We start from the raw sequence: 23,429 nt of genomic DNA, 5'->3' as shown, positions 1-23,429 counted from the left end.
TTCAAGCGCTGAAGCCGTGGCCGCGCTTTACCACAGAACTTTGTGCCGGCAACAACCTCTAACGGCGGTAATCAATAAAGGATGTGCAATGTTTCAGTTATTTAAAACACTTCTGGATAAAGTAAACGACGGTTTAGCCCCCGCCGCGGCCGGCCAAAACCGCTTTGGCCTGAACGACGCCGAGCTGGCCTGTGTGTCGCTGATGCTGATGGTGGCACATGCCGACTTTGCCAGCAGCGATGCGGAACTAGCACTGGCTCAGCAGTATGTTAAACGGGAATTTTCGTTGACTGACGCTGACGCCAAAGCGGTCGTTACACTGGCAGAGCACCAGGCCAAAGAGGCAATATCATTACATGAATTTACCACGCAGTTAAAGCAGCTGAGCTACGACGCCAGATTGGCGCTATTAGACAGTTTATGGCAACAAGCCTATGCCGATGGCGTATTGGATCCGCACGAAGAGGCGATGCTGCGCAAAATTGCTGATTTACTGTTTATCCGCCACAGCGATTATATTCAGGCCAAACTAGCCGTATGCGGTGCCTGAACGTTTACTCACCGAACTAAGAACCGGCTTGCAGCCATTAATCTTCGCGTTTATGCAGCACTTCGCCTTCTATGGTTTGCTGGCCAGAACTATGTTGGCTGTGCTGTCCCTGAGCCGCCTGCTGTCCTTGTTGCCAGGCTTTAACTTTGGCGCGATGACGAAACAAAAGAATTGGGATTAAAATCCAGCTTAGTAACAACATAAACACCAGCACGGCCATACCGATAAACAGCATTAAACCCAGCAGCAACCACGCCAGAATACGCTGTAGTGGCCCACCACTGCGGCCACGGGCAAACGTCTGTTGCCACTGCTGGCCTTGCTGCTTAAACGAAAAAAACATAGTTACCTCAATACCAGCCGGCTCAACACAAGCGGCTGCAAAAAGACCTTTCGGCCAGAAAACCCTCTGCCAGGCACTACTATTCGCTGGCAATAGTAGTGCGCTGACAACAATAGCGTATTAGTCTGGGCGCTATGTTAGAAGTTCAACCCCTGTGCCGCGAAGCCAGCCCGGCATAGAGCCTTAATCCGCTTTATTGCTTAACGCCCAGCGCACAATTTCAGCCCAGCCTGGCTCTTTGCCATACATTTGCATGCCGCGTAAAAATACGCGACCCGCTACCCGGCGCATCCACCATACGGCACCAAGCAACAATAGCAACGACAACAGCGGTTGCCACCAGGCTACCTCTACCATAGCCATTTTTACCGGCATGGCGGCAAAGGAAGTCAGGGGCAAAAAGCTCAGCAGGGTCATGCCCCAGCCCGCCGGGCTGTCTATGACCAGATAGGTAAATACCATAGGTAGCCAGGTGATCATCATCACCGCACTTTTACCACTATTGTTCGGGTCGTCTATTGAGGCGGCAATTGCGCCCATAAAACTGGCGCAAAGCACTACGCCAAGCAAGGCAAACGGGATTAGCCAAAGCACTACACCGATATCAAGCCAACTTAAGTCCAGTCGATTTTTGGCAAACAGGCTGACTACGGCAAAGCTAAGCAGCATTACCAAACCGGACGTCAGCATGGCTTTAAGTGCGCTAAAACTGTGTCCCAGCACCTTACCGTCCATCCACTGCTGTGGCGTTAAAATGGCATACAGCTGCTCCGTTACCCGCTGCTGCTTTTCGCCGGTAATGCTCATTAGTACCTGACCAAAAGCAGTGGACAAGCCGATAAACAACAAAATAAGTGCACCCAACGCGATCATCTTTTCCGGTCGTTCGCTGCCTTTATAGCTTTGATCAAGATAGTGCAAATCAATACTAACCGGCTGCTCCAGCTGTGCCAGTTGCTCAGCATTTAAGCCCATTTTTTGTGCCGCAACGGCTCGATAATGTTGCTGCAACAATTGCTCGAGTTGAGCCAACCACTTTTTGCCGGTGAGGGTATTAATACGGATGTTGCCATCTTGCTCGGTTAGCACGGCATGCCACGAATCGTCGGTTTGCATTTGCGCCAGTTGCGCGTCAAGGCTAATACTCGGGCGCTGGAACTGAAATTGTTCAGTATTTTCAATACTAAAGCCAACTGGCACCGCGATACGATACTGCTGTCGGCTTTCGTCAGTAAAAAAGCTCCATAGCGCTACCGCTGCCATAATTGCCAGCATCAGCAGGTATGATACCAACTGTTGCTTCCATTTAAAGAAACGTAAAAACTCCCATTTCGCCACAATTAGGCTCTGCCGAGAAATCATACTGCCCCCCCGGGTTGATGTTTGGCCATTGCTGCCAGATAAAGTTGATGTAAATCGGCAGTTTGCATTTCAACTTGCGTCAGCTCTGCTAACTGTAATAGTTGCTGCAAACATAGCGCCACCGTGACAGTATCAGCCAGGGTCAGCAACCAGTAATGCCCGCTTAACGCCTCTGCACTGGCAATGCCGCTGAGCTGCTGCAGTTGCTCCATGCTAACCGCGGCAGCAAAGCCCACTTTCATCTGCCGCTGGCTTTGGCCCTGCGCCCGAATATGCTCCAACGTGCCGGCAAGCACCACCTGACCATGCGCCATAAGCAGCATATGATCGGCTAATTTTTCTACCATGGCCATTTGGTGCGCACTTAAAATGACAGTCATGCCACGAGCTTTGAGTTGCCGTAAAAATTCGACTACTTTTTCCTGATTAATCGGGTCCAAGCCGGAGAACGGCTCATCCAGAATAACCAGCGCAGGCTGATGCAACACCGCAGCAATTAATTGTACTTTTTGCTGATTGCCCTTAGATAATTGTTTCAGCTCGTCGTGGCGGCGTTCTGTCAGCTCAAACACCTGCAACCAGCCATCCATTTCTGTTAGCGCTTGTGCTTTAGTTAAACCGTGTAATTGCGCCAGATACAGCAGATTTTTTTCAATACTTTTATCCGGATACAGGCCTCTGTCTTCGGGCAAATAACCTAACAGCCGGCGCGGCACATGATCGTAATGCTGATCTTGATAGCTGATCATAATACTGCCACTGTCGGGCCGGGTCATGCCAACCAACATGCGGATAATAGAAGATTTGCCGGCACCATTAGGCCCCAGTAAAGCAAAGATCTCGCCGCTATTAATTTGAAAACTAACTTGTTTTACTGCCTGTACCGAAGCGTAGGCTTTATTGATTGCGGTAACAATTAACTGCATTCTAGCTTCCTGCTTATTAACGTGCTGCTAGCTTAGCACTGCTAAATAGTGTAAAGCCAACAGCAAAGTGTGAGTAAATATGTAAAAACGGCGTGCGGTATCTATCCCTATTTTGTCGCATTCCGTCTCATCGTTACCTCGATAGCACCAGATAAGATTTGAGCCTGTGCCAGCTTATTGCTATTGTTAATAAAATTTATTTGCGCGATACCGGATATGGCACATTTTGGCGCTTCGGCGTTGTTCGCAACGATAATACTCGGTTGCAGTAGCTCTGGGGCATACAGCAACACCTTTAGCGCCCTGATTACTGACCAGCAAAACCGGCCACTGACAGATGCTGTGGTAGAACTTATCTCGCATAAACCACTATCCGACACGGCTCAGCCTGTTGCCAGCGTGGCGCAGCAAGGTTTGATGTTTACCCCATTCGTCACTGCAGTAACACGTGGCAGCCTGGTTGATTTTCCTAACAAAGATAAAACCCGCCATCATGTGTACTCGTTTTCTGCGGCGAAAAGTTTCGAAATTCAGTTGTACTCCGGCAAGCCCGAGCAACCCATCTTGTTTGACCAGGTGGGCATAGTGGCGTTGGGCTGCAATATTCATGACTATATGCAAGCCTATATTTATGTTGGTGAAAGCCAGTTGCTCGCGGTAACCGGCAGTAATGGCCTGGCCGAATTCAATCAGCTACCCGCCGGTGATTACCAGTTAAAAGTCTGGCACCCCTGGCAATTGCAGGCTTTTGTCGAGCAAACCCTGGCGTTGGGCAGCATTACCCAGCTGCAGTTTCAGTTACCGGTGGCTGACAATGTAAAGCCCAGCGCGCCTAAACGCGGTTTTGGTAGCTAATGCATGGGGTTTAAATCGCTGCGCAGTAAACTGATTGCCATTTTCGTACTGGTATTAAGCTTGCTAGCACTGGCTACAGGGCTTGCTACGCTAAGCACGATGAAGCGCGATAGCGAAGCACAGGCCACCGAAATTCTTAACGTTGCGACTAAAGTGTTACGCCAGGCGCTGGATATTCGGGCCGAACAGCTTAGTGACAGCGTGCGTATCTTAGCCGCCGATTTTGGCTTTCGCCGCGCTGTAGCTACCGCTGAACAAGAAACAATAGAGTCGGTGTTGCAAAACCATGGTAGTCGTATTAATGCCAGCCTGATGTTACTGCTGTCACCGCAAGGCCAGTTGCTGGCCAGCTCAGACATAGCCATCAGCATGTCTGACATTACCCCGCTGTTTAAACAAACCGTAAGTGGTAGCAACACTACCGTTGCGGACATTATCATCCTGAACGGTCAACCCTACCAGCTGGTGTTAGCACCGGTAAAGGCACCAGCACTTATTGCCTGGGTAGGAATGGGGTTTCCGCTGGATGCGCCACTGGCACAGGAAATTAAAAGCATTACCGGTTTAGATATCAGTTTCGTCACCAAAGAAACCAACAGCATACAACTAAAAAGCTCGACATTGGACCCGGCGTATCAGCAACTGTTGCCCGAGTCACTGCCACTGTTATTGCAACAAGCCAATACGCCGCTTAGCAACACAGAGCAAGACTACATTTCTGTCGCGCTACCGCTGGATAAACTACAGCAGCTTTGGGCCGTACAACACTTACCCAATCAACGCTGGCTGAGCAGCTATCAGCAATTTCGTCAGCAGTTGCTGCTCATTTTTGGCGCTGCATTGTCACTCGCTTTATTAGTAGCGTTTATTTTTGCCCGCAGTATAACCCGGCCACTTGATGCATTAAGCTTGTTCGCTCGCCGTATCGGCCAGGGCTTTGATGACGCACCACCGGCCGGTGGCAACGATGAAATTGGTTTGCTGGGAACAACGTTGCACACCATGCAAATAAACATTCGCCAACGTGAACAGCAACTGCTGTACAACGCTGAGCACGATTTTTTAACCGGCCTATACAACCGCGCGGCAGTAGATCGGTTGTTACCCGATATACTGGCGCAACATGCCGGTAGTTTATTGCAAATTAATATCCAAAAATTTAAGCATTTAAATGATGTGTTGGGCTTTAACAATGCAGATCAACTGTTAGTTCAACTGGTAAAACGGCTGCAAACAGTGTTACCGCAACCTCTGCTATTGGCCAGACTGGGTGGCGATGAGTTTTTACTGGTATATGACAGCTTGCTGACAATTGCTCAGGTGCAGGGCAAGCTGGCGCTACTTAGCGAACATTATCAACTAGATAACTCTGTCATTAATATAAAATTTCGCGCTGGGGTCTATCATTTTTTTCAGAGCCAGCAAACGGTAAATGACGCGCTGCGCCGCACCGATATAGCACTGGATCATGCGTTAAGTACGGCAACGCATATTGCCATGTACCTGCAAGGTCAGGACGAAAGCCACCAACGCGATTTAACCTTGATACGTGACTTGCCCGACGCACTGCAAAACGGGCAATTTTATGTGGTATATCAACCTAAAGTCGACATCAGCAAGCGCCAGTGCCACAGTGCTGAAGCGTTGATACGCTGGCAGCATCCACAACTGGGTTTTATTCCGCCGGACCAGTTTATTGCATTGGCAGAACATGCAGGCAATATAGGCCTGATCACGGAGTGGATGTTACAACAAGTACTGTGCCAAACTGCACTATGGTGGCAACAGGGAATGCAGGTGCAGATTGCAGTTAACCTGTCAGTGCACGACCTACTCAACCCGGCTCTGACCGACAATATTTGCAGTTTATTAAACCAGTACCAACTGCCTGCCGCCGCACTAGCACTAGAGGTTACAGAAAGCGCCATTATGCAGGATGCCGATACCGTGGTGCGTCAGCTCAGTCAGTTGCGCGCCCTGGGTATTAACCTGGCAATAGATGACTTTGGTACTGGTCAGTCATCACTGGCTTATTTAAAACAGTTGCCCGTGCATGAAGTAAAAATTGACCGCGCCTTTATTAAAGATATCGAAAACAATGCCAATGATGCATTAATCGTAGCCGCTACGACTCAACTTGCACATAGCCTGGGGTTTAGTGTCACAGCCGAAGGCTTGGAAAACCGGGCTGGCCTGCCAAAATTGCTGCATTGTGGTTGCGACAAGGTGCAGGGTTACTACTTTGCTAAACCCCTGCAAGCTGATAATTTTAGCCAGTGGCTGTTGCAGTTTAGCACCGACAACCAAAGCTGGTTTACTGCGGAGAGCATAGCATGATTCTACGGCTGATTTTACTCCTGGGCTGCCTGCTGACTAGTATGGCTAGCCTCGCTGGTAGCAAAATCATTGCCACTGGCGGAGCCTCTACAATTGAAGGTAGCGCAGGTGGCGGCATAGTGCCCTGGGCCGTTATCAACGGCTACGGCAGCAGCGGCGAGTGGGCCGCAACCGCCTTTGCTACCCAGGTCGGCGTAGATGATTTTACGCTAAACGTGTTAGGCGCAAGTATCAGCTATGACAACAACTGGGAATGGTCGCTGGCCAGACAGACATTTAAACTCGACAACCTGGGCGGCGAGTTGCGCCAGGATATCTTTGGACTGAAATACCACATCGCCGGCGAGCTGTTGTACACAGCGTTACCACAATTTAGTCTGGGACTGCAGTATAAAAAGCACCGTGATTTTGCGCTGCCATCGGCGGTAGGCGCGCGCGACGACACCGGGCTAGATCTGTATTTGGCTGCAAGTAAAATGTTGTTTGATCAAGTCGCCGGCCGAAATGTGCTGCTAAATGCAACGTTACGTGCCACCAAAGCCAATCAAACCGGCTTACTCGGCTTTGGCAATGCCGACAATAACGATTATCAACTGGTATTTGAAGGCTCGGCAGTGTTGTTATTGAATTACAACCTGGCACTGGGCGTTGAATTTAAACAAAAACCAAACCAGTTGGCGTTTGCCAACGAACAACACTGGCGCGATATTTTTGCCGCCTGGTTTATAAATAAACAGCTGTCGCTGGTTGCCGGGTATGCCGACCTTGGCAGCATTGCCGGCTTTAATAGTCAACAGGGCTATTACGTGTCAATAGAAGGAGCATGGTAATGCAACTTACCACCCTATTTGCTACTGCATTATTCTTCTTAGCCTTGTTAAGCGGCTGCAGTCAGCGCCCTGAAAGCAGTTTATACCAACAATTAGGTGGTGAGGACGGCATTGCCAGCATAACCGACGGCTTATTGCGTGAAATAGAGCAAGACCAGCGTATTGTGCATCACTTTGCCGATACCGACATCGAGCGTTTTCGTAAGTTGCTGGCCGAGCAACTGTGTGAGTTGAGCGGTGGCCCCTGTCGCTATAGCGGTGGCACAATGCAGCAAAGCCATACCGGGTTTAATATCAGCCTGGCAGATTACGATGCCTTGGTTGACGGCCTGATCAAGGTGATGCAGCAGCAAAAAATTAGTATCAGCGCACAGAACCAGCTGCTGGCGCTGCTGGCGCCGATGTACAAAGACATTAGTTATCGCTGACAGCTGAAATAACCACTACTGTTGCCGGGTAAGTAGCATGCTTAACTTACGGCTCAGCGGTGCAAAAATAAATACCAGTGGAAAGGCACAGGCATGCGCATACAGATAGGCGTTTATCCAGGCTATAAAAAAAGTGTCGAACCAGCCCAGATTAATAAACGTTAGAATGCCGGACATTAAAAACGCCATAAAGCCAGACATAATAAAGGCAAAAATAATTGGCTGAAAACGCGCTGCAAACATAAAACAACTCTCCAAAACCAGACAATACGGCGGCCTTACCACCCAGTTGTGCGACTTTAGCATAGTTATTGCCAACCACCATTTACGTCGCGTCCAAGCGCTGGTATAACGCGGCGTTGAGTTACTATAGGGACAAATATGTACAACATGGTTTTTCTTGATGCGGCCTCAATGGGTGATGCTGACTTAACCCCGCTAAGCGCTGCCAATGTGCGACTAACGTGTTACGATCACAGCGATAGCAACCAGATTGCAGCGCGCTTGCAAGACGCCGATATTGCTATCGTTAATAAAGTACCGCTCAGCGGAGCCGTACTGGCAAAGCTGGCAAAATTAAAACTCATTTGTGTCGCGGCCACAGGAGTAAATAATGTTGATCTGCCTGCCGCACAACAACATGGCATCACCGTGTGCAATGTCCGCGGTTATGCCAATACGGCCGTACCACAACATGTATTTGCCCTGCTATTGCAGCTAAGCAACAAGGTACAGCAATATCACCAATCTGTGCTGGCTGGTGGCTGGAGCCAAAGCCAGCATTTTTGTCTGTTAGATTATCCGGTAACGGAACTGGCCGGCAAAACCATGCTGATTGTTGGATATGGCGCCTTAGGGCAAGCAACCGCCCGTATAGCCGAAGCTTTTGGCATGCGACTGCTTATTTCTGAGCACCCCAATTCGACGCATTGTCGGCCAGGACGGACACCCTTTAGCACAGCATTGCCACTGGCCGATGTTATTTCATTACACTGCCCACTAACAGCAGACACCGAACGGCTTTTTAACCGCGCCGTATTCGCCCAAATGAAACCCGGTGCATTGCTAATTAATACCGCCCGCGGCGGCCTGGTTGATGAAGCCGCTTTACTACAAGCGCTGAACACTGGCCATCTTGGCGGGGCGGCTCTTGATGTTGTCACACAAGAGCCACCGAGTAAAAACGACCCGTTGCTTAATGCCAATTTAGCCCAGTTAATTATTACACCGCATATGGCCTGGGGCAGTGCTGAGGCGCGCCAGCGCATGGTGTTGCAGTTGGCCGAAAACGTGATAGCGTTCCTTCGGGGGCAGCCGCAAAATCAGCTCTGGCCGACATCATAATTAGCCGTTACACTGCAAAAAAATATTAACGTCCTTACTTATGCGTTTAACAGTAATATTGTTTACCCTAACTTTGGTGGCTTTAGGTGCCCAGGCACAAACGCTGGCAGAGCGGCTGGCACAAGCCAACAACGAGGCGGAGAATGTTAGCAACCACTTACTGTCGCTACCACCAGGCTCGCTAAACAGTGATGACTATTTAGTACTGGCAGAGGCACAACTGCGCTTGCGGCAAAAAGAAGCGGCAATGGACTCGGCCACCAAAGCATTAGAGCGCGCGACAGAGCCCAATGCACAAGCCTTTGCCTATCTTACAAAAGCCCAGATATACGGTATCTTGTACCGCGACACGGCTATTGCCATTACGCAATTGCAACGGGCAGAGCAATTGCTACAGCACCGTGAAGACAAGCTTAGTTTGGCATTGTATAGCGACGTGCTACAAAACTTTGCTCAGGCATACAACCAGTTGGGAAATATTCCGCAGGCGATACCTTATGCTGAGCGCAGCCTGGCATTAGCCATCAAACAACAGCATCCGGCAGCAGAACTCAAAGCCAGAATTACGCTGGGCCGGTTGACGTTACAAAATAATGCTTACGGCCAGGCTTATCAGCACCTCAATAAGGCGCTTGCGCTGGCCAGCCGTTTGAAAGATGACGATGCACTGGCTTCTATACACCTGCGGCTGGGAATGGCATATCGTAAAATTGAAGATCACCCGCAGGCACTAGTGCACTTGCTGCAAGCTAAACAACGCTATCAACAACTACAACGGCCCTCAAGTTACACCTACACCCTGATCTACATTGGCGAAACCTACCTGGAGGATGCCAGCACGGCTACTCAGGCAGAAAGTTATCTGACTGAGGCACTGCAATTAGCGTATCAGCAGTCTGATTCACTGCGGGTTGGCATTGCTACTTTGGGACTCGGCCGGTTAGCCGTACTGCAACAACACTACGATCTGGCAGTGCAGCATTTTAACCATGCCCAACAGCTGTTTCGCCAACAAAATGTGCAAACCTATTTGCAGGAAGCCAGCCTGGCATTGGCAGAGTTACAACTTCAACGCCAACAATATGGCGCTGCAGATAACCTGATGCAGCAATTATCGCCACAGATGTCTGAGTCGGCGGTGTACCTGCAGTTACGATTTTATGAATTGGCCGCCAACTTATATGCCCGCCAGCAGAACTGGCCACTGGCCTATGAAGCCTGGCAACAAGCCAGCCAGTTGCGTTTGACACAGCTTGCCGAGCAAAATAGCTTTCAGTTAGATATTATCAACCAAGGCCTGCAGCAGTCAGCAGCTGCCAGTGAGTGGCAAGCGGAGCTGGTACAGCAACAACAGCAACTAAAACAACAACAACGTGACATTAATCTGTTACTGGGCGCGCTGGCTTTGCTGTTGGTGGCGTTGTTACTCAGCATTATCTGGTTACGCCGGCCTAAAGTGCAGCACATTGTACCAACATTAGCACTTAGCGCCGACTGGAGTAGTTTTTGTCAGCGCATACATCAAGCCAGCAATCACAATATCAGCCTATTGGCATTCACCCCCACAAACGGCCAGCCATTAAAACGCCGCTATGGCGAACAGCATCTGCAACAGGCGCTGCAAAGCGTGTTGCAACAGCTAGATACCACCGTGCTCTATAGCCATTGCATAGATAATGATGTGCTATGGCTAGCCATTCATGCCGATAGCGTTAATGTGAGTGAGTTGCAACAAACCCTGGCCCAGCAGTTGTACCAACAGCACCAGAGCGCATTACCCGAGCAGAAACTGTTAAGTTTATATTTACCCTTAGCACAGCTACTCGCCAAACCCTGGCACAGCAGCGAGCTGAACGCACTGCGAGAAGCGCTATGGTTGAGCTGGGCGCTGTGTGAATCGCAGCCGGCACCAGACAATCTTTGGTTGGCAGCACTTTACAGCAACCAGACTAGAGCTTGTGAGTGGCGCAGCGCCATGGTACGACAAGATTTGCTCAATGCTATTCGTTTGGGTAGCGTTCAATTGCATTGCAATAATCATCTGCTAGCCGCTATGCTGGCAGACACGCTGCAGTAACTAGCGTATCAGTTGTAGCTCAGACGGCAGAACAAATTGCACCGCCTTCCCGCTGCTGGGGCAATTAAACGCCAGTCGAACCGCTTGCAACGCCAGTCCGGTGCTGTCTTTATTATGTTGACCATATTGCGGATCACCCATTACCGGATGGCCCGCCGCAGCAAAATGACGGCGGATCTGATGCTTGCGACCACTGATCAGTTTGATATCCAACCAGCTTTGCACCAGGTCTGCGTCAAATCGCTGCAAGGTAAACTGGGTTAGGCAGGCTTTATTATCCAGCGGCATAGTCAATTCGCCCTGTTGCAACAAACTGTCGGCTAACTGCCCCTTTACCCGCACTAAATAATGCTTTTCAATGCGCTGAGCAGCAATCAACTTACTAAACGCAGCGGCCATAGCCTTGGTGTGCGCAATCAGCATTAAACCGCTGGCTTCCCTGTCTAGCCGGTGTAATAAAAACACCTGCCGTTTGGCAGCAAAATGCTGCTCTGCAGCACGCAGCAACGACAGATGATCGCCCCACTCGTTACCTTGCGACAGCATACCGGCGGGTTTAAACCATACACTGTACTTCTGCTGATCACTGACTAATATTGCAGCATCACAACTGCGGCTGAGCAAATCATCATCATAATGCAACATTAATTGCTGGCCTGGCTGCAAGGTGGTTTGCGCCCGGCGCAAGCGCTTTTGCGGCTTGCCGCTTTGTAACACAGCACCTTTACTCATGGCGTCTTTTAATCGGCCTTTGGACAACTCCGGCACCCTTTCACTAAGCAAATCAATGGCATTGATGCTGTTTTGTGCCGTTAGAGTACGTACCAATTTCATTGATTTACACATCCTTTACGTTGAAGTTCAGCCAAAATTCATCCGGCCAGCCTGTAATAGTACCAAAGCAACCGGAGATACCGTTATGAAAAATATCAGCTTAACCCTATTAACTGCAGTAGCATTTTTGTTGCCGCCCCTCGGCCATGCTAGTCAGGGACATACTAGCACTATTGAGAAACGCAGCGATCAGCGCCTGGCATTAAAAAGCAGTAAAGCCGCCAATGTCACCACGCAGAGCTACCAAAGCCATGTCTGGTTTCATAGCATTGAGCTGTTTCTCAGTGGCGATCTTAATGACAACGGCTATTACCATCGCTTGGAAATAGAACTTGATGCCGATACCTCATTGCCGTATCAACAGGTCTTTGCCGAATTTAGTTTATGGCCCGGTTACGGCGCTGAACGTGTGTATTACACCAGCAGCGTGTTTGAACTGTATGGCCAAAGTGCCGATGATTGGCTGGCGATAGACACCGTGTTGGAACATCAGTTTGCTGCGGATGATTATTTGCTGACCGTGCGCTTGTTTGATGCTGCCAGCGGTTATTTGCTGGCTGAAATTTCCGGTTTCGACGATAGCAGCCTGGATTATATCCCGCTGGAAGATTACAGCCGCGACAGCTATATCAGAGGCAGCGTTGAAGTGTCTGCCGGCAGCACTGGTATCTTGCTGTTTAGCGCATTATGCTTATTGCTATGGCAACGCCGATACGTAAGCAACATTAAATGAAAACATTACTGCTGTGTACTTTGCTGCTGGCGATATCTTGGCCGGCAGCGGCCTATAAGCTGAAACTGCAACACCATGAGCAACATACTCAGTTTCACTACCACTTCAGTTTTGCTAATCAGCCACAGCAATTGTCTTTTAGTATTACCAACGCCGAGCTAACCGATGATTTTCGTCAGTTTCGCCGATTTCAAACCTCGTTGCTGCAACAATATCTGTGGCGTGATTTAAAAGCGCATGTTGCCCGCTATCCTGGCGCACGGATCCAACGTCAGGCGCCGCACAACAGCCTGAGTTACCGGTTACAATTGCGTGACCCGGCACTGTTGCAACAACTGCAGCAGGAATTACAAAGCCTTATTGCCGAGCGCACCCAACACTATTTGCAACAGGAATATTACTACCAACAAACCATGCCATTGGGTGAGCAAATTATCATTCCCGACCATGTTAGATTTATGCAGGACAGCTTACAGGGGCTGTTACCCGTTGCAGAGGCACTGCATAGCACCCTGCAAAATATACCACGCCGGGACTCGGTGCATTACATAGCCGCCTGGTTGCAACAAATACCCTATCAGGATTTATCTGACAGACAGCACTCAGCTGGCACTAGCTATAGCCCTCCGCTAAGTATGTTGCGGCAAAACCGTGGCGATTGTGACAGTAAAGCAGTGCTGCTTGCCGCGCTGGTAAGAATGTTGCTGCCAGACGTGAAAATGGCGTTTATTTACTTACCCGGCCACGCCATGCTGGCAATGCAATTACCTGTTGATGCCGGAGATGACAGCGTAAGTATAGAAAGCCAACGCTACCTGCTACTGGATCCTACAGGACCGGCACAGCTTGCACCCGGGCAAATCAGCCCGGAATTGAAAATATATACGCTAAATAACCAGTTTGGTTACCGCTTATTCTGATTTATCCTCTGGTTTGTCGTTCAGCTGATGCACTTGGTCAAAAATATCTGACCAGCCTTCGGGTATATGCCTCACCCCACGCGACTGGCCAACGGCTAAACGTTCAATGTGGATAAGCAAACGGGATATCGGTGATAAAGTACGTGCTTTATAGCGATAACGCATCGCCAGTAGCAAGGCGGCCAGCAGCACAAAATAGCTAACCCAATGCCACACGAACGTGGCTAACCCCGCGGCAAAGACGGTCGTTTTCGGTTCAATTATGGCTAACGACCAAGGCACCGTCGCTAAGCGTTGGATATGTAACAGATGTTCGTCAATACTTTGCGGTGGTTGTGCCTTACTGCTACCAATTACGCTACCAGACTGATCCAATAGCATAAAATCCAGCTGCGGGTAATTGTTGTAAAGGGGGGTCAGTATGCTGTCGATTTGTAGCAGGTAAACAAAGCAGCCCAGCGCCTTGCTTTCATAGCTCAATGGCAACATTAACGCGGCGTACCGGCTACTAAAACGTGGTATGAACATCTGCTCAGTTTCAAATTTTAGTGTCTGTACGCTGCCTTTTTGCCATTGAAGTAAATCGTCCACCATACTGTCAGACCATTTTGCTGCGCCATTGTAAGCAAAGCCTTGTTTAGATAAATAATAACTAGCCTCTATCAACGGCTGCGCATCGGCTTGCAATTCGTAGTATGGCTGCAACCGCAACAACATCTGCCATTCGGGTTGCTCTGCGCTAACAGAATGGACGCTGGTGTCTGCTGTCTGCAATGACAACAGTGTTAGGCTATCGCTGGTTTCTGCCACTGGCAAACTCAGTTTTAACAGCGCGGCCCGGCGCATTGACTCAGCAAATGCCAACAAAGGTATCATCTGGCTATCAAATTGGCGGCTAGCGCTATCAAGCTGATTCTTGCTGTATACCACCTGGTTATCGACACTACGCAGGTAATGTATTAACGCACCAATACTCGCCAATACAATAATTAGCATCCAGCCCAGTGAAGTACCACGTTTATATTCATTATAAATTGGGTTTTTCATGCAACTCCCTTTGCACGTCCGAAGGGACTTAAGATAAGTAACAACCTAAGCAGCCTAGTAAAACAACATAAATAATCAACTACGCTGTTTAGGTATTGTTGATTTTACTTACAAATTGGCCTCGGCAAAAGACGCCAGCCTGCTACGAACTACACCATTTAGGTTGATGGTGGTGCTGCCTTCAAAGTTTTTAAAACGCTCTACAATATAGGTCAAGCCAGATGTCACGGCCGTTAAATAATTACTATCTATTTGCGACAAGTTACCTGAGCATATCAGCTTTGTACCTTCGCCGCAGCGGGTAATAATAGTTTTCAACTGGGCAGCACTTAAATTTTGGCACTCATCCAAAATGACAATTGCATTTTGAATACTGCGCCCGCGCATAAAATTAACTGATTTAAATTGAATATTCGCCTTCTCCATAATGTAATTCACACTAGCATGCGGATGCTCATCGGTTTTATGTAACACTTCAAGCGAGTCGGTGATTGCCGCCAACCAGGGCGCCATTTTCTCTTCTTCGGTTCCGGGCAAAAAGCCTATAGATTCAGCAATTTCTGGTGTATTTCGGGTAACAATAACTTTGTCATAAACGCCTTTTTCTATTACCAGCTCTAGTGCTGCCGCCAGTGCAATTAAGGTTTTACCACAGCCCGCTGGCCCGGTTAAGATCACCAGATCCATCGTCGGGTCCAGCAAGGCTTGCATCGCCATGGCCTGATAAATGTTTTTCGGATGAATGCCCCAGGCATGACGGTGCATTAATCGCTCATAGCCAAAGTCAATAATGCGGATTTCTTTGTCAGAAATTGCAGTGACTTTGCCGGCAAAGCCTTCTACTTCATCGATTAGATATTCATTGATATAGGCATTGGGTAATACGCTGCGATTAACATAATGAAAGGTTTCACGGCCTTCGTTTTCGCTACGGCACTCGCCGACCTGGCTCCAGAAATCTCCGGGAAATTTATAATAGCCTTTGTAGAGGAAACGCACGTCATCAATTAATTGGTCGGTACGATAATCTTCTACCAGTTTTAAACCTGCCCCTTTGGCTTTGAGCCGCATATTAATGTCTTTGGTAACCAGTATTACTTTAGTCGGACTCTTTTCCCGCTGTAAATACAGTGCAGTGTTAATAATTAAATGGTCGTTTTCACCGCCGGGCAAGCCGGGGATTTCATCGGTAATGTGGTGATCATTAACAATAAACAAATGGCCGCCATTTTTTTGCTCACCAGAGCGTGGCATCGCAACCCCCTGCAGCATTTGGTCCGGTGAGGCATCCTTTAATACATCTTCCAGTGCACGAATGGCAACTCTGGCGTCCCGGCTTACATCTTTATTGCGATCTTTAATATGATCAAGCTCTTCCAGTACCGTCATCGGTATTACAACGTCGTGTTCTTGAAAGTTCAGGAAGGCAAAAGGTTCGTGTAGCAGGATGTTGGTGTCGAGAACGTAGATTTTCTTTTCTTTACTTTTTCTTCGCGCCATACGGCTCTCCTCTTCGCCTGGCCCAGGCCTGATTCCTGCGCCGTAAACTAAGCATAGTGCAACTGCTATACTTTGCCCGCGCATTAATCAACATTTGGCTGCAGCACTGGCATAACAACAGTGCCTCCGGCAGATGGCAAAATGATGACAAACCGCTGTGGCAGATTTAACGCGAATTCCGGATGCAGCAAGACCGGATTCCTAGTACCATAGCGCCCCGAATTTAGCTGAAGGGCACAAGATGACGTTTGCACTGGGACAACGCTGGATAAGTGATACAGAATCCGATTTAGGGCTAGGCACCATAGTGGCGCTGGAAGGCCGCCATTTAACACTTTTGTTTCCCGCCAGTGGTGAAACCCGCTTGTACGCTCAAGCTGAAGCTCCGCTAACCCGGGTGCAATTTAATGTGGGCGATGAAATTGCCAGCGCTGACGGCTTTAAACTACTCATCAGCGCCATTAAACAACAACATGATAATTTAGTGTATTGCGGCAGCCGGCTAGACGATGGCAGCTATATTGAGCTACGCGAAACCTTTCTTGACCACTTTATCAGTTTTAACCAGCCGCAAGACCGCCTGTTTGCCGGCCAGATTGATCGCTTTGACTGGTTTACCCTGCGTTACCACGCCTGGCAACACTTACATCGGCAGCAACAAAACCCCCTACGGGGCTTAAGTGGCGCCCGTGTCAGTTTAATTCCGCATCAGTTGCATATTGCTAACGAAGTGGCGCAGCGCCATGCCCCACGCGTGCTGCTGGCTGACGAGGTGGGCTTAGGCAAAACCATCGAAGCCGGTTTAATTATTCATCAACAACTCATCAGCGGCCTCGCCAGCAGAGTATTGATCGTGGTACCAGATTCGTTGCAGCATCAGTGGCTGGTAGAAATGCTCCGCCGGTTTAACCTGCATTTTTCGGTATTTGATCAGGAACGTTGTGAGCAGTCTTTGCTGGATGACGCAAACCCATTTGACACTGAACAGTTGGTACTGTGCAGCCTGTCCTTTTTGAAAAACCAGCCGCGCTGGCATCAGCTGGCCTGCGACAGCCAGTGGGATTTACTGGTGGTAGATGAGGCCCACCATTTGCAATGGAGTGAACAAGCACCCAGCGAAGAGTACCAGCGCATCCATGCCCTGGCTGCCAATACTGCGGGTTTAATTTTGCTGACCGCCACCCCAGACCAACTCGGCCATGAAAGTCATTTTGCCCGCTTAAAACTGCTCGACCCGGCACGTTTTCATAGCTACGCGGCGTTTTTGCAAGAAGAAAAAAGCTATCAGCACATTGCCGCCATCGCCAGGCCATTGCTGCAAGCAGAACCCCTAACTACAGAGCAAACCAACGCTTTGCGCCACGCGCTACATGAAGTAGATATTAGTAGCGAGATAAGTGCACTGAACGACGATACGGTAGCGCAGACTCAGGCGCGACAGCAACTGCTATCACAATTGTTAGACAGGCACGGTACCGGACGCATTTTATTTCGCAACAGTCGCGTAAGCGTTAAGGGCTTCCCAAAACGACTAACCAATATGCTGCCGCTGCCATTGCCAGAGCAATACCAGAATGCGCTTAAAGTGCATTTTAGCCTGAACCCGGCCCTGACAGAAGCCGAACGTATAACGGCTAACTTATTCCCGGAGCAGGTGTTTCAGCAGCTGGACGCACAAAGCAATTGGTGGCAATTTGATCCCCGCGTCGAGCAACTTATAGCACTACTGAAACAGCACAAGCATGCCAAATTTTTATTGATTTGTGCCAGCGCACAAACCGCTATTGCGCTTGAGGAAGCTGTGCGGCTGCGCGAGGGTATTCGTGCCGCCGTGTTCCATGAAGGCATGAGCATATTGGAACGCGATAAAGCGGCAGCCTACTTTGCCCAAGAAGAATACAGTGCCCAGCTACTGCTATGTTCAGAAATTGGCAGTGAGGGCCGCAATTTCCAGTTTGCCCACCATCTGGTGCTATTTGACCTGCCGCTAAACCCGGATTTGTTGGAGCAACGTATTGGCCGACTAGATCGAATTGGCCAGCGTACCGACATTCAGCTGCATTTGCCCCACTTTGCCAACCAAGCGCAGCAGATGTTGCTCAACTGGTACCAACAAGGGCTCGACGCCCTGGAACAAACCTGTCAAACAGGACGTAGCGTGTTTGAGCAATTTGCCCCGCGCCTGCTGCCCTTGCTGGCTAGCCCGCAGCCAGACGAGAAAGCACTGAGCCAGTTAATTAGCGACACCCGCACGCTTAACCAGCAGTTAAAACAGCAACTGGAACAAGGCCGTGACCAACTGTTGGAAATAAACTCCGGCGGTGGCAAAGCGGCGCAACAGCTGGCTGCACAACTGGCCGCACAGGACAGTGACACTGCCTTGCCGATGCTGATGTTTAAAGCCTGGGATATGCTGGGCATAGACCAGGAAGATCGCAACGACACCAGCATTATCCTCAAGCCCTCTGAGCAGATGTTGGGAAGCTATCCCTGGCTTGGCGATGAAGGAGTCACAGTGACTTTCGACCGCGCAAGTGCACTGGCAGAAGAAGACATCCAGTTATTAAGCTGGGATCATCCAATGGTGCGCGGCACGCTGGATATTTTAACTACCGAGCACCACGGCAGCAGTTCGGTCGCTATTCTGGCGAATAAAGCCTTGCCAGTGGGTAGTTATCTGCTGGAATTTAATTTTATTGTGGAGGCCAGTGCACCTCAAGCGTTGCAGATACACCGGTATTTGCCGGCGACACCCCTGCGCTTATTACTCGATAAAAGCGGTAACAACTTATCAGCAAAGGTCAGTTTTGAGCAGCTAAATAAGCAATTAAAGCCGATTGGCCGACAGACAGGCAGTAAACTGGCCGGGGCGCTACAAACGCTTATCCACCCACTAATTGCCAACGCAACCGCATTGGCAGAGCAACAACTTACTGATCTGACAACACATGCCCAACTGCACGCAGCAAAGACATTAAGCGAACAACAGCAGCGGCTAAATGCGCTACGCCAGTTGAACCCGTCAGTACGTCAGGAAGAAATCGACACGCTACAGCAGCAACAGCAGCAACTTGTTGAATATATAAGTAAAGCCAGGTTAAAACTCGATGCTATTCGCTTAATTGTTGTCAGTCACGACTGATGACTTTGCTGCATTACGCACCGCCCACGTCACCGTATCTGGATATTCTTTATCAGGACAATGCGCTGGTCGTGTTTAATAAACCCAGTGGGCTGCTAACCGTGCCGGGCAAAGCGCCAGAACACAAAGACAGCCTGGAGTACCGCGCCAGGTTAGTGTGGCCAGGCATACGTGTGGTACACCGGCTGGATATGGCGACCTCTGGCATTGTGATAATGGCCTTAACAGCAGACAGCCAACGAGAGTTGAATCGGCAGTTTCAACAGCGCTTGACCGAAAAGCACTACATCGCCTGTGTTGCAGGCTTGGTTGAGGCAGATATTGGTAGTATTGATTTACCCTTGATTTGCGACTGGCCAAACCGCCCCAAACAAAAGGTATGTTATCAATATGGTAAAGCATCGCTGACACACTATCAGGTACTGAGTCGTGACGGTAAAAACAGCAGACTTAAGTTAACCCCTATAACAGGCAGGTCGCACCAACTTCGGGTGCACTTACAGTGGTTGGGGCATGCTATTTTAGGTGATAAGTTTTATGCCGATACTGCCAATATGGCTCTGGCGCATCGCTTACAACTTCATGCAGAAAAATTAGTAATTATTCACCCGGAAACCGGAGATTCTTTGCAGTTTGTTGTACAATCGCCATTTTAATAAGTAACATAGCAAAATTTATTAACCCGAGGTTCATATATCTGCGATATGCTGCACAGATAAAATTGTTCCCACAAAAAAATGTACTACTTTTTACATAGCGCATGTTAGGAATCAAAAGAATAATTTGATTGTTAAATGTCAGTTTAGTCTAAGGAGATATGGATGAAACTTAATAAAACGTTTTTAGCTGTTGCTGTTGCTATGCCTATGTTTAGTGGTGTAGCAGTAGCTGACACTGTAACCGCAGCTGATATGAAAGAGCGCGTTTTTGGTTCTTTATTTGTCGAATATTATATGCCTGATCACGACAAAAGAACCTCGCCAGCTTGGAATTATATGGATAATGACTGGGGTTATGGCCTTGAACTCGGTTACTACCTGACAGAAACCTGGGCATTACGTGCTGAATACGCCAAACTGGATCTGCAGTCACGGTTAGATGGCTCTGACGCCAGCGGCAACCGTATTGGTATTGATGCTATGTATCATTTAACAAGAAATCCGGCGATTTATATATTAGGCGGTTTAAAACGTTTTGATGCAGTTCAGAATAGTACTGCTCTGAATATTGGTGTGGGTTACAAGCATTTCTTCAATGAAAATTTCGGTTTGTTTGCTGAAGCAAGTCGTTATCAGGGTATCGATGAGAGCTATGCTGATGCAGGCTTTAAACTGGGCATGACTTACGTGTTCGGTACAGCTGCCGCTAAAGCCGCACCAACTCCGGCCCCAGCTCCTGCCCCGATAGTTGCGGCCCCAGTGAAAGCTGATGCCGATGCCGATGGCGTAGTCGACTCTGCAGATAAATGTGCCAATACACCGGCAAATCACCAGGTAGATGCTCAGGGCTGTACTGTTTTTGTAGAAAAAATGGCAGCGGTAGGTGATGTTGATATTGAAGTACGCTTCCCATTCGATTCAGCAGTAGTTCCTGCAGATCAGCGTGCAGATGTAGAGGGTTTAGGCGCATTTATGCAGCGCTTCCCTGAATCAACTGTGTTGATTGAAGGTCATGCGTCTAATGTTGGTAATCCTGATTACAACATGAAGTTATCACAGCGTCGTGCCAACACTGTGGCTGATATGCTAACCAATAACTTCAACGTCGACCCATCACGCATTACGGCAGTAGGTTACGGCGTAACACGGCCACGAGTTGAAGGTCGCACTGCTGCAGCTAATGCCGCTAACCAGCGTATTGAAGCTAAAGTTACAGCAAAAATTAAAGAACCTGTACTGCGTTAATAGTTAAATCTTGCAAAAAGCCGCTGTAAATCAGCGGCTTTTTTATTTGTTATTAACAACTTTGCAAAAGCGCTTCGCTGTCAGCAAAAAGCTGTGCTAGCATACGGCGGAAGTTGGCTCAGACAAACCGTACTACAACGAGCCATTAATTTACTGTTAGCATGTAGCGACACGGATATCTAGGGCTGTCTGACAGGAGGTAATTTACAGAATGAAGCGCTATTTGCCTGTCGCCCTGCTTATAAGTAGCACGTTTTACAGCATCTGTGTGTATTCACTGCAGCATGAGAACATTAATGTCACCCTGGCTGAGACTGTCACCCTGACTGAGAATGCCCACGTATGCAATTCTGAAACAGAAACCCAGCGCTTGGCCGATAATGATCAATTACGCGAGATGGCAAAAGCACTGGTAGAATTTAAACCCACTAAGTATTGCTTTATACTTCCTGCCACCGCCACCGTGCAATTGCTGGAACGTCACACCTCTTATATTAAGTTTGATTACAAATCTCAGATCTTGTTTACCTTTGGCCAATATGTGCAAGCCGAGGCAATAGCCCAAACCCGCTAAAGTGTTGCCGTCTGCTGCCGATAGCAGTTAACACCTGAAGGAAGGAATCGGCATGCCAGCATATTTTTCGCTATTGTTCGCTTGTAGTTTTTTTTGCCTGAGCATTGCGCCGGCTTTCGCTATGCAAATGACTACAGAGCAGACGCTGACTTCCGATCTTAATCATCGGATACCGCAAGAGGAACAGCGCGAGCTAACCGTTGATGGCCAACCTTTTTTACTGCTCAGGCGCGATAGGATGACGAGCTTCAATAAGGGTACCGCCATTTTAGTACCTGATTGGGCAGAGCATGCAGCCAGCCCAAAACATATAGACAACTTGCGGCAAAAACTAGCAGATTTTGGCTGGAATACCTTCGCACTGATGCCACCGGCAACGGAGTTCAGCCAAGCAGATGCACAGACATTAGAACAATACGGCAGCGCCCTCAAAGCCAGAATGCAGGCTACTCTGCAATTAGCGCAGCAAAACAGCGGTGTAGTTATCGTTATTGCACAAGGCGCCAGCGCTGCCACCCTCAACGCGCTATATGCGGCAGAGCAACTTCCAGAGCCCGCAGCTCTGATCATACTTGGCGCTTACCTACCGGAACCAGCGCTCAACCGCGAATTTGCCAATGCCCTAGCATCTCATCAAGTACCTACGCTGGATATCAGCCATCCACAGGATAATCGCCATGTTACCCAACAACTGAAGCTGCGCCGGCAATTGGTAGAAAAACAACTAAAAGCAGTGTACCGCCAGCGCTTGATTGTTGGTTCCGGTTATAACAGTGAAATTCAGCAGTGGGTATTTCAAGAAATCTATGGCTGGTTAATTTCTGTAGGCTTATAGCTTGGCGCGACTACGATGCTGCTTGATTAACTCATACGCGGCCTGAATATCCTGGGTTCTGCGTTTTGCCATATCAAGCATTTCGGCCGGCACACCCTGTGCCATCAGTTTGTCTGGATGATGTTTTGCCATCAGCTTACGATATGTCTTTTTCAATAAAGCATCTGATGTAGTGGCGTTGAGCTCCAGCACATTATAAGCATCTGCCAAATTATTCTTACCGTTGGCCGAGGCTTTACGACCAGAAAAACGGCGATGTGCATTATGCACCTGAATAAGTGCGTCCAGTTGGCCACTACTGAAATTTAGCTGCGCAGCAACCTGCTGCAATAGCGAGTATTGCTCTGCTGACATAGTGTCTTGAGTGCTGGCAATATTAATCTGAATTTCCAGGAACAGGTGTAATACATCTTTACGCCGCCGGTATGCCTGATAAAAGCTACTCAGTTGTTGCTGAAGTGGGAAACTTACCACCTTGCCATCACGAAATGCAGCCTGTGCCTCCTTTTGCTGTGCTGCGGTCAAGCCCAATTGCGTCATATACTCCGAGGCTCGGTTAATATGCGCTGTCGTTACAGTGCCAGTGGCTTTAGCAATATGACCCATAGTGGCAAAGGTGGTGTAGCGAAACAATGCTTGTTCATCTTGCTGATCAGAGAATAAGCCATTAAACCCCCCATTGCGCTCAAATTGCGCTCTAAACGTTCGATCAAACCAGTGACCTAGCAATATACCTAGGATTAATCCGGGCAATTTCAGTAATGCAAGTCCGAACAAAGCACCGAGCACTTTTCCCCACACACCTAAACTCCTCTGTATTATCCGGCGCTGATAAGCCTGGCTGCACTATATCGGATTAGCAGGATTTCTAAAATTGATTTATCATAG

At 48.8% G+C, this 23,429-nt stretch carries 22 protein-coding genes; 14 read left to right on the top strand and 8 right to left on the bottom strand.

All coding sequences use genetic code 11. The features are described from left to right. The first annotated feature begins 88 nt into the window (after window positions 1-88). On the top strand, window positions 89-550 hold the full coding sequence (locus tag I4W93_RS11785; protein WP_205311589.1) for a tellurite resistance TerB family protein: 462 nt from the start codon (window positions 89-91) through the stop codon (window positions 548-550). 37 nt (window positions 551-587) lie between these two features. On the opposite strand, the gene I4W93_RS11780 is transcribed toward I4W93_RS11785, so the two are convergent. The 3 genes from I4W93_RS11780 to I4W93_RS11770 form a co-directional block, all read right to left on the bottom strand. Continuing rightward, window positions 588-893, bottom strand: a complete 306-nt coding sequence (locus I4W93_RS11780) for a hypothetical protein (protein ID WP_205311590.1) — start codon at window positions 891-893, stop codon at window positions 588-590. 183 nt (window positions 894-1,076) lie between these two features. Next, a complete protein-coding gene (locus I4W93_RS11775) occupies window positions 1,077-2,255 on the bottom strand; it encodes an ABC transporter permease (protein WP_205311591.1) in 1,179 nt (392 codons plus the stop codon). Next, window positions 2,252-3,181, bottom strand: a complete 930-nt coding sequence (locus I4W93_RS11770; protein WP_205311592.1) for an ABC transporter ATP-binding protein — start codon at window positions 3,179-3,181, stop codon at window positions 2,252-2,254. The genes I4W93_RS11775 and I4W93_RS11770 overlap by 4 nt, the downstream gene beginning before the upstream one ends. A 183-nt stretch (window positions 3,182-3,364) precedes the next feature. Between I4W93_RS11770 and I4W93_RS11765 the strand changes: the two genes are divergently transcribed. Genes I4W93_RS11765 through I4W93_RS11750 form a run of 4 tightly spaced genes read left to right on the top strand, consistent with a single transcriptional unit; the run spans window position 3,365 to window position 7,631 of the window. Beyond that, complete coding sequence (locus I4W93_RS11765; RefSeq protein WP_224673402.1) at window positions 3,365-4,036, top strand: methylamine utilization protein; 672 nt, start codon at window positions 3,365-3,367, stop codon at window positions 4,034-4,036. Window positions 4,037-4,039: 3 nt separating this feature from the next. Further along, the gene (locus I4W93_RS11760; protein WP_205311593.1) at window positions 4,040-6,373 is read left to right on the top strand and encodes a bifunctional diguanylate cyclase/phosphodiesterase; all 2,334 of its coding nucleotides are present in this window, start codon (window positions 4,040-4,042) and stop codon (window positions 6,371-6,373) included. Window positions 6,374-6,414: 41 nt separating this feature from the next. Continuing rightward, window positions 6,415-7,203, top strand: a complete 789-nt coding sequence (locus I4W93_RS11755; protein ID WP_224673401.1) for a DUF3034 family protein — start codon at window positions 6,415-6,417, stop codon at window positions 7,201-7,203. Beyond that, window positions 7,203-7,631, top strand: a complete 429-nt coding sequence (locus I4W93_RS11750) for a group I truncated hemoglobin (RefSeq protein WP_205311595.1) — start codon at window positions 7,203-7,205, stop codon at window positions 7,629-7,631. The genes I4W93_RS11755 and I4W93_RS11750 overlap by 1 nt, the downstream gene beginning before the upstream one ends. 15 nt (window positions 7,632-7,646) lie before the next feature. Here I4W93_RS11750 and I4W93_RS11745 read toward each other — a convergent pair whose 3' ends face one another. Further along, window positions 7,647-7,874: a DUF2798 domain-containing protein gene (locus tag I4W93_RS11745; protein ID WP_205311596.1), complete on the bottom strand. Its 228-nt coding sequence runs from the start codon at window positions 7,872-7,874 to the stop codon at window positions 7,647-7,649. 138 nt (window positions 7,875-8,012) lie between these two features. Between I4W93_RS11745 and I4W93_RS11740 the strand changes: the two genes are divergently transcribed. Next, complete coding sequence (locus I4W93_RS11740) at window positions 8,013-8,975, top strand: D-2-hydroxyacid dehydrogenase (RefSeq protein ID WP_205311597.1); 963 nt, start codon at window positions 8,013-8,015, stop codon at window positions 8,973-8,975. Window positions 8,976-9,015: 40 nt separating this feature from the next. Beyond that, entirely contained in the window at window positions 9,016-11,052 is a 2,037-nt protein-coding gene (locus I4W93_RS11735) for a tetratricopeptide repeat protein (RefSeq protein WP_205311598.1), read from the top strand. Here I4W93_RS11735 and I4W93_RS11730 read toward each other — a convergent pair whose 3' ends face one another. Then, the gene (locus I4W93_RS11730) at window positions 11,053-11,886 is read right to left on the bottom strand and encodes an RluA family pseudouridine synthase (protein ID WP_205311599.1); all 834 of its coding nucleotides are present in this window, start codon (window positions 11,884-11,886) and stop codon (window positions 11,053-11,055) included. Between the two features lie 85 nt (window positions 11,887-11,971). Between I4W93_RS11730 and I4W93_RS11725 the strand changes: the two genes are divergently transcribed. Both I4W93_RS11725 and I4W93_RS11720 read left to right on the top strand, forming a co-directional pair. Beyond that, the gene (locus I4W93_RS11725; RefSeq protein WP_205311600.1) at window positions 11,972-12,619 is read left to right on the top strand and encodes a choice-of-anchor H family protein; all 648 of its coding nucleotides are present in this window, start codon (window positions 11,972-11,974) and stop codon (window positions 12,617-12,619) included. After that, complete coding sequence (locus tag I4W93_RS11720) at window positions 12,616-13,539, top strand: transglutaminase domain-containing protein (RefSeq protein ID WP_205311601.1); 924 nt, start codon at window positions 12,616-12,618, stop codon at window positions 13,537-13,539. The genes I4W93_RS11725 and I4W93_RS11720 overlap by 4 nt, the downstream gene beginning before the upstream one ends. On the opposite strand, the gene I4W93_RS11715 is transcribed toward I4W93_RS11720, so the two are convergent. Together I4W93_RS11715 and I4W93_RS11710 are read right to left on the bottom strand one after the other, a co-directional pair. After that, complete coding sequence (locus I4W93_RS11715; protein WP_205311602.1) at window positions 13,531-14,586, bottom strand: hypothetical protein; 1,056 nt, start codon at window positions 14,584-14,586, stop codon at window positions 13,531-13,533. The two genes, I4W93_RS11720 and I4W93_RS11715, sit on opposite strands and share 9 nt — an antisense overlap. Window positions 14,587-14,694: 108 nt before the next feature. Next, on the bottom strand, window positions 14,695-16,086 hold the full coding sequence (locus tag I4W93_RS11710; protein WP_205311603.1) for a PhoH family protein: 1,392 nt from the start codon (window positions 16,084-16,086) through the stop codon (window positions 14,695-14,697). A gap of 241 nt (window positions 16,087-16,327) precedes the next feature. On the opposite strand from I4W93_RS11710, the gene rapA reads away from it, so the two are divergent. From rapA to I4W93_RS11685, 5 genes are all read left to right on the top strand, one after another. Next, complete coding sequence (gene rapA, locus I4W93_RS11705) at window positions 16,328-19,228, top strand: RNA polymerase-associated protein RapA (RefSeq protein ID WP_205311604.1); 2,901 nt, start codon at window positions 16,328-16,330, stop codon at window positions 19,226-19,228. Further along, window positions 19,228-19,884: a pseudouridine synthase gene (locus I4W93_RS11700; protein WP_205311605.1), complete on the top strand. Its 657-nt coding sequence runs from the start codon at window positions 19,228-19,230 to the stop codon at window positions 19,882-19,884. Before rapA ends, I4W93_RS11700 begins: the two co-directional genes overlap by 1 nt. 165 nt (window positions 19,885-20,049) lie before the next feature. Next, window positions 20,050-21,132 carry an OmpA family protein gene (locus tag I4W93_RS11695; RefSeq protein ID WP_205311606.1) on the top strand — a complete coding sequence of 361 codons (1,083 nt, stop codon included), beginning with the start codon at window positions 20,050-20,052 and terminating at the stop codon, window positions 21,130-21,132. Between the two features lie 211 nt (window positions 21,133-21,343). Next, window positions 21,344-21,706 (top strand): hypothetical protein, encoded by a 363-nt coding sequence (locus tag I4W93_RS11690; RefSeq protein ID WP_205311607.1) that lies wholly within the window; start codon window positions 21,344-21,346, stop codon window positions 21,704-21,706. A gap of 52 nt (window positions 21,707-21,758) precedes the next feature. Beyond that, entirely contained in the window at window positions 21,759-22,541 is a 783-nt protein-coding gene (locus I4W93_RS11685) for a DUF3530 family protein (RefSeq protein WP_205311608.1), read from the top strand. Here the strand turns inward: I4W93_RS11685 and djlA are convergent. After that, a complete protein-coding gene (gene djlA, locus I4W93_RS11680; RefSeq protein ID WP_205311609.1) occupies window positions 22,536-23,342 on the bottom strand; it encodes a co-chaperone DjlA in 807 nt (268 codons plus the stop codon). The genes I4W93_RS11685 and djlA overlap by 6 nt on opposite strands. Between the last annotated feature and the right edge of the window lie 87 nt (window positions 23,343-23,429).

The organism is Rheinheimera maricola, from assembly GCF_016918075.2.
GTDB classification, from domain to species: Bacteria; Pseudomonadota; Gammaproteobacteria; order Enterobacterales; family Alteromonadaceae; genus Alishewanella; species Alishewanella maricola_A.
Note: the sequence above shows the minus strand (reverse complement) of the source record. Positions and strands in the feature narration are given on the sequence as shown.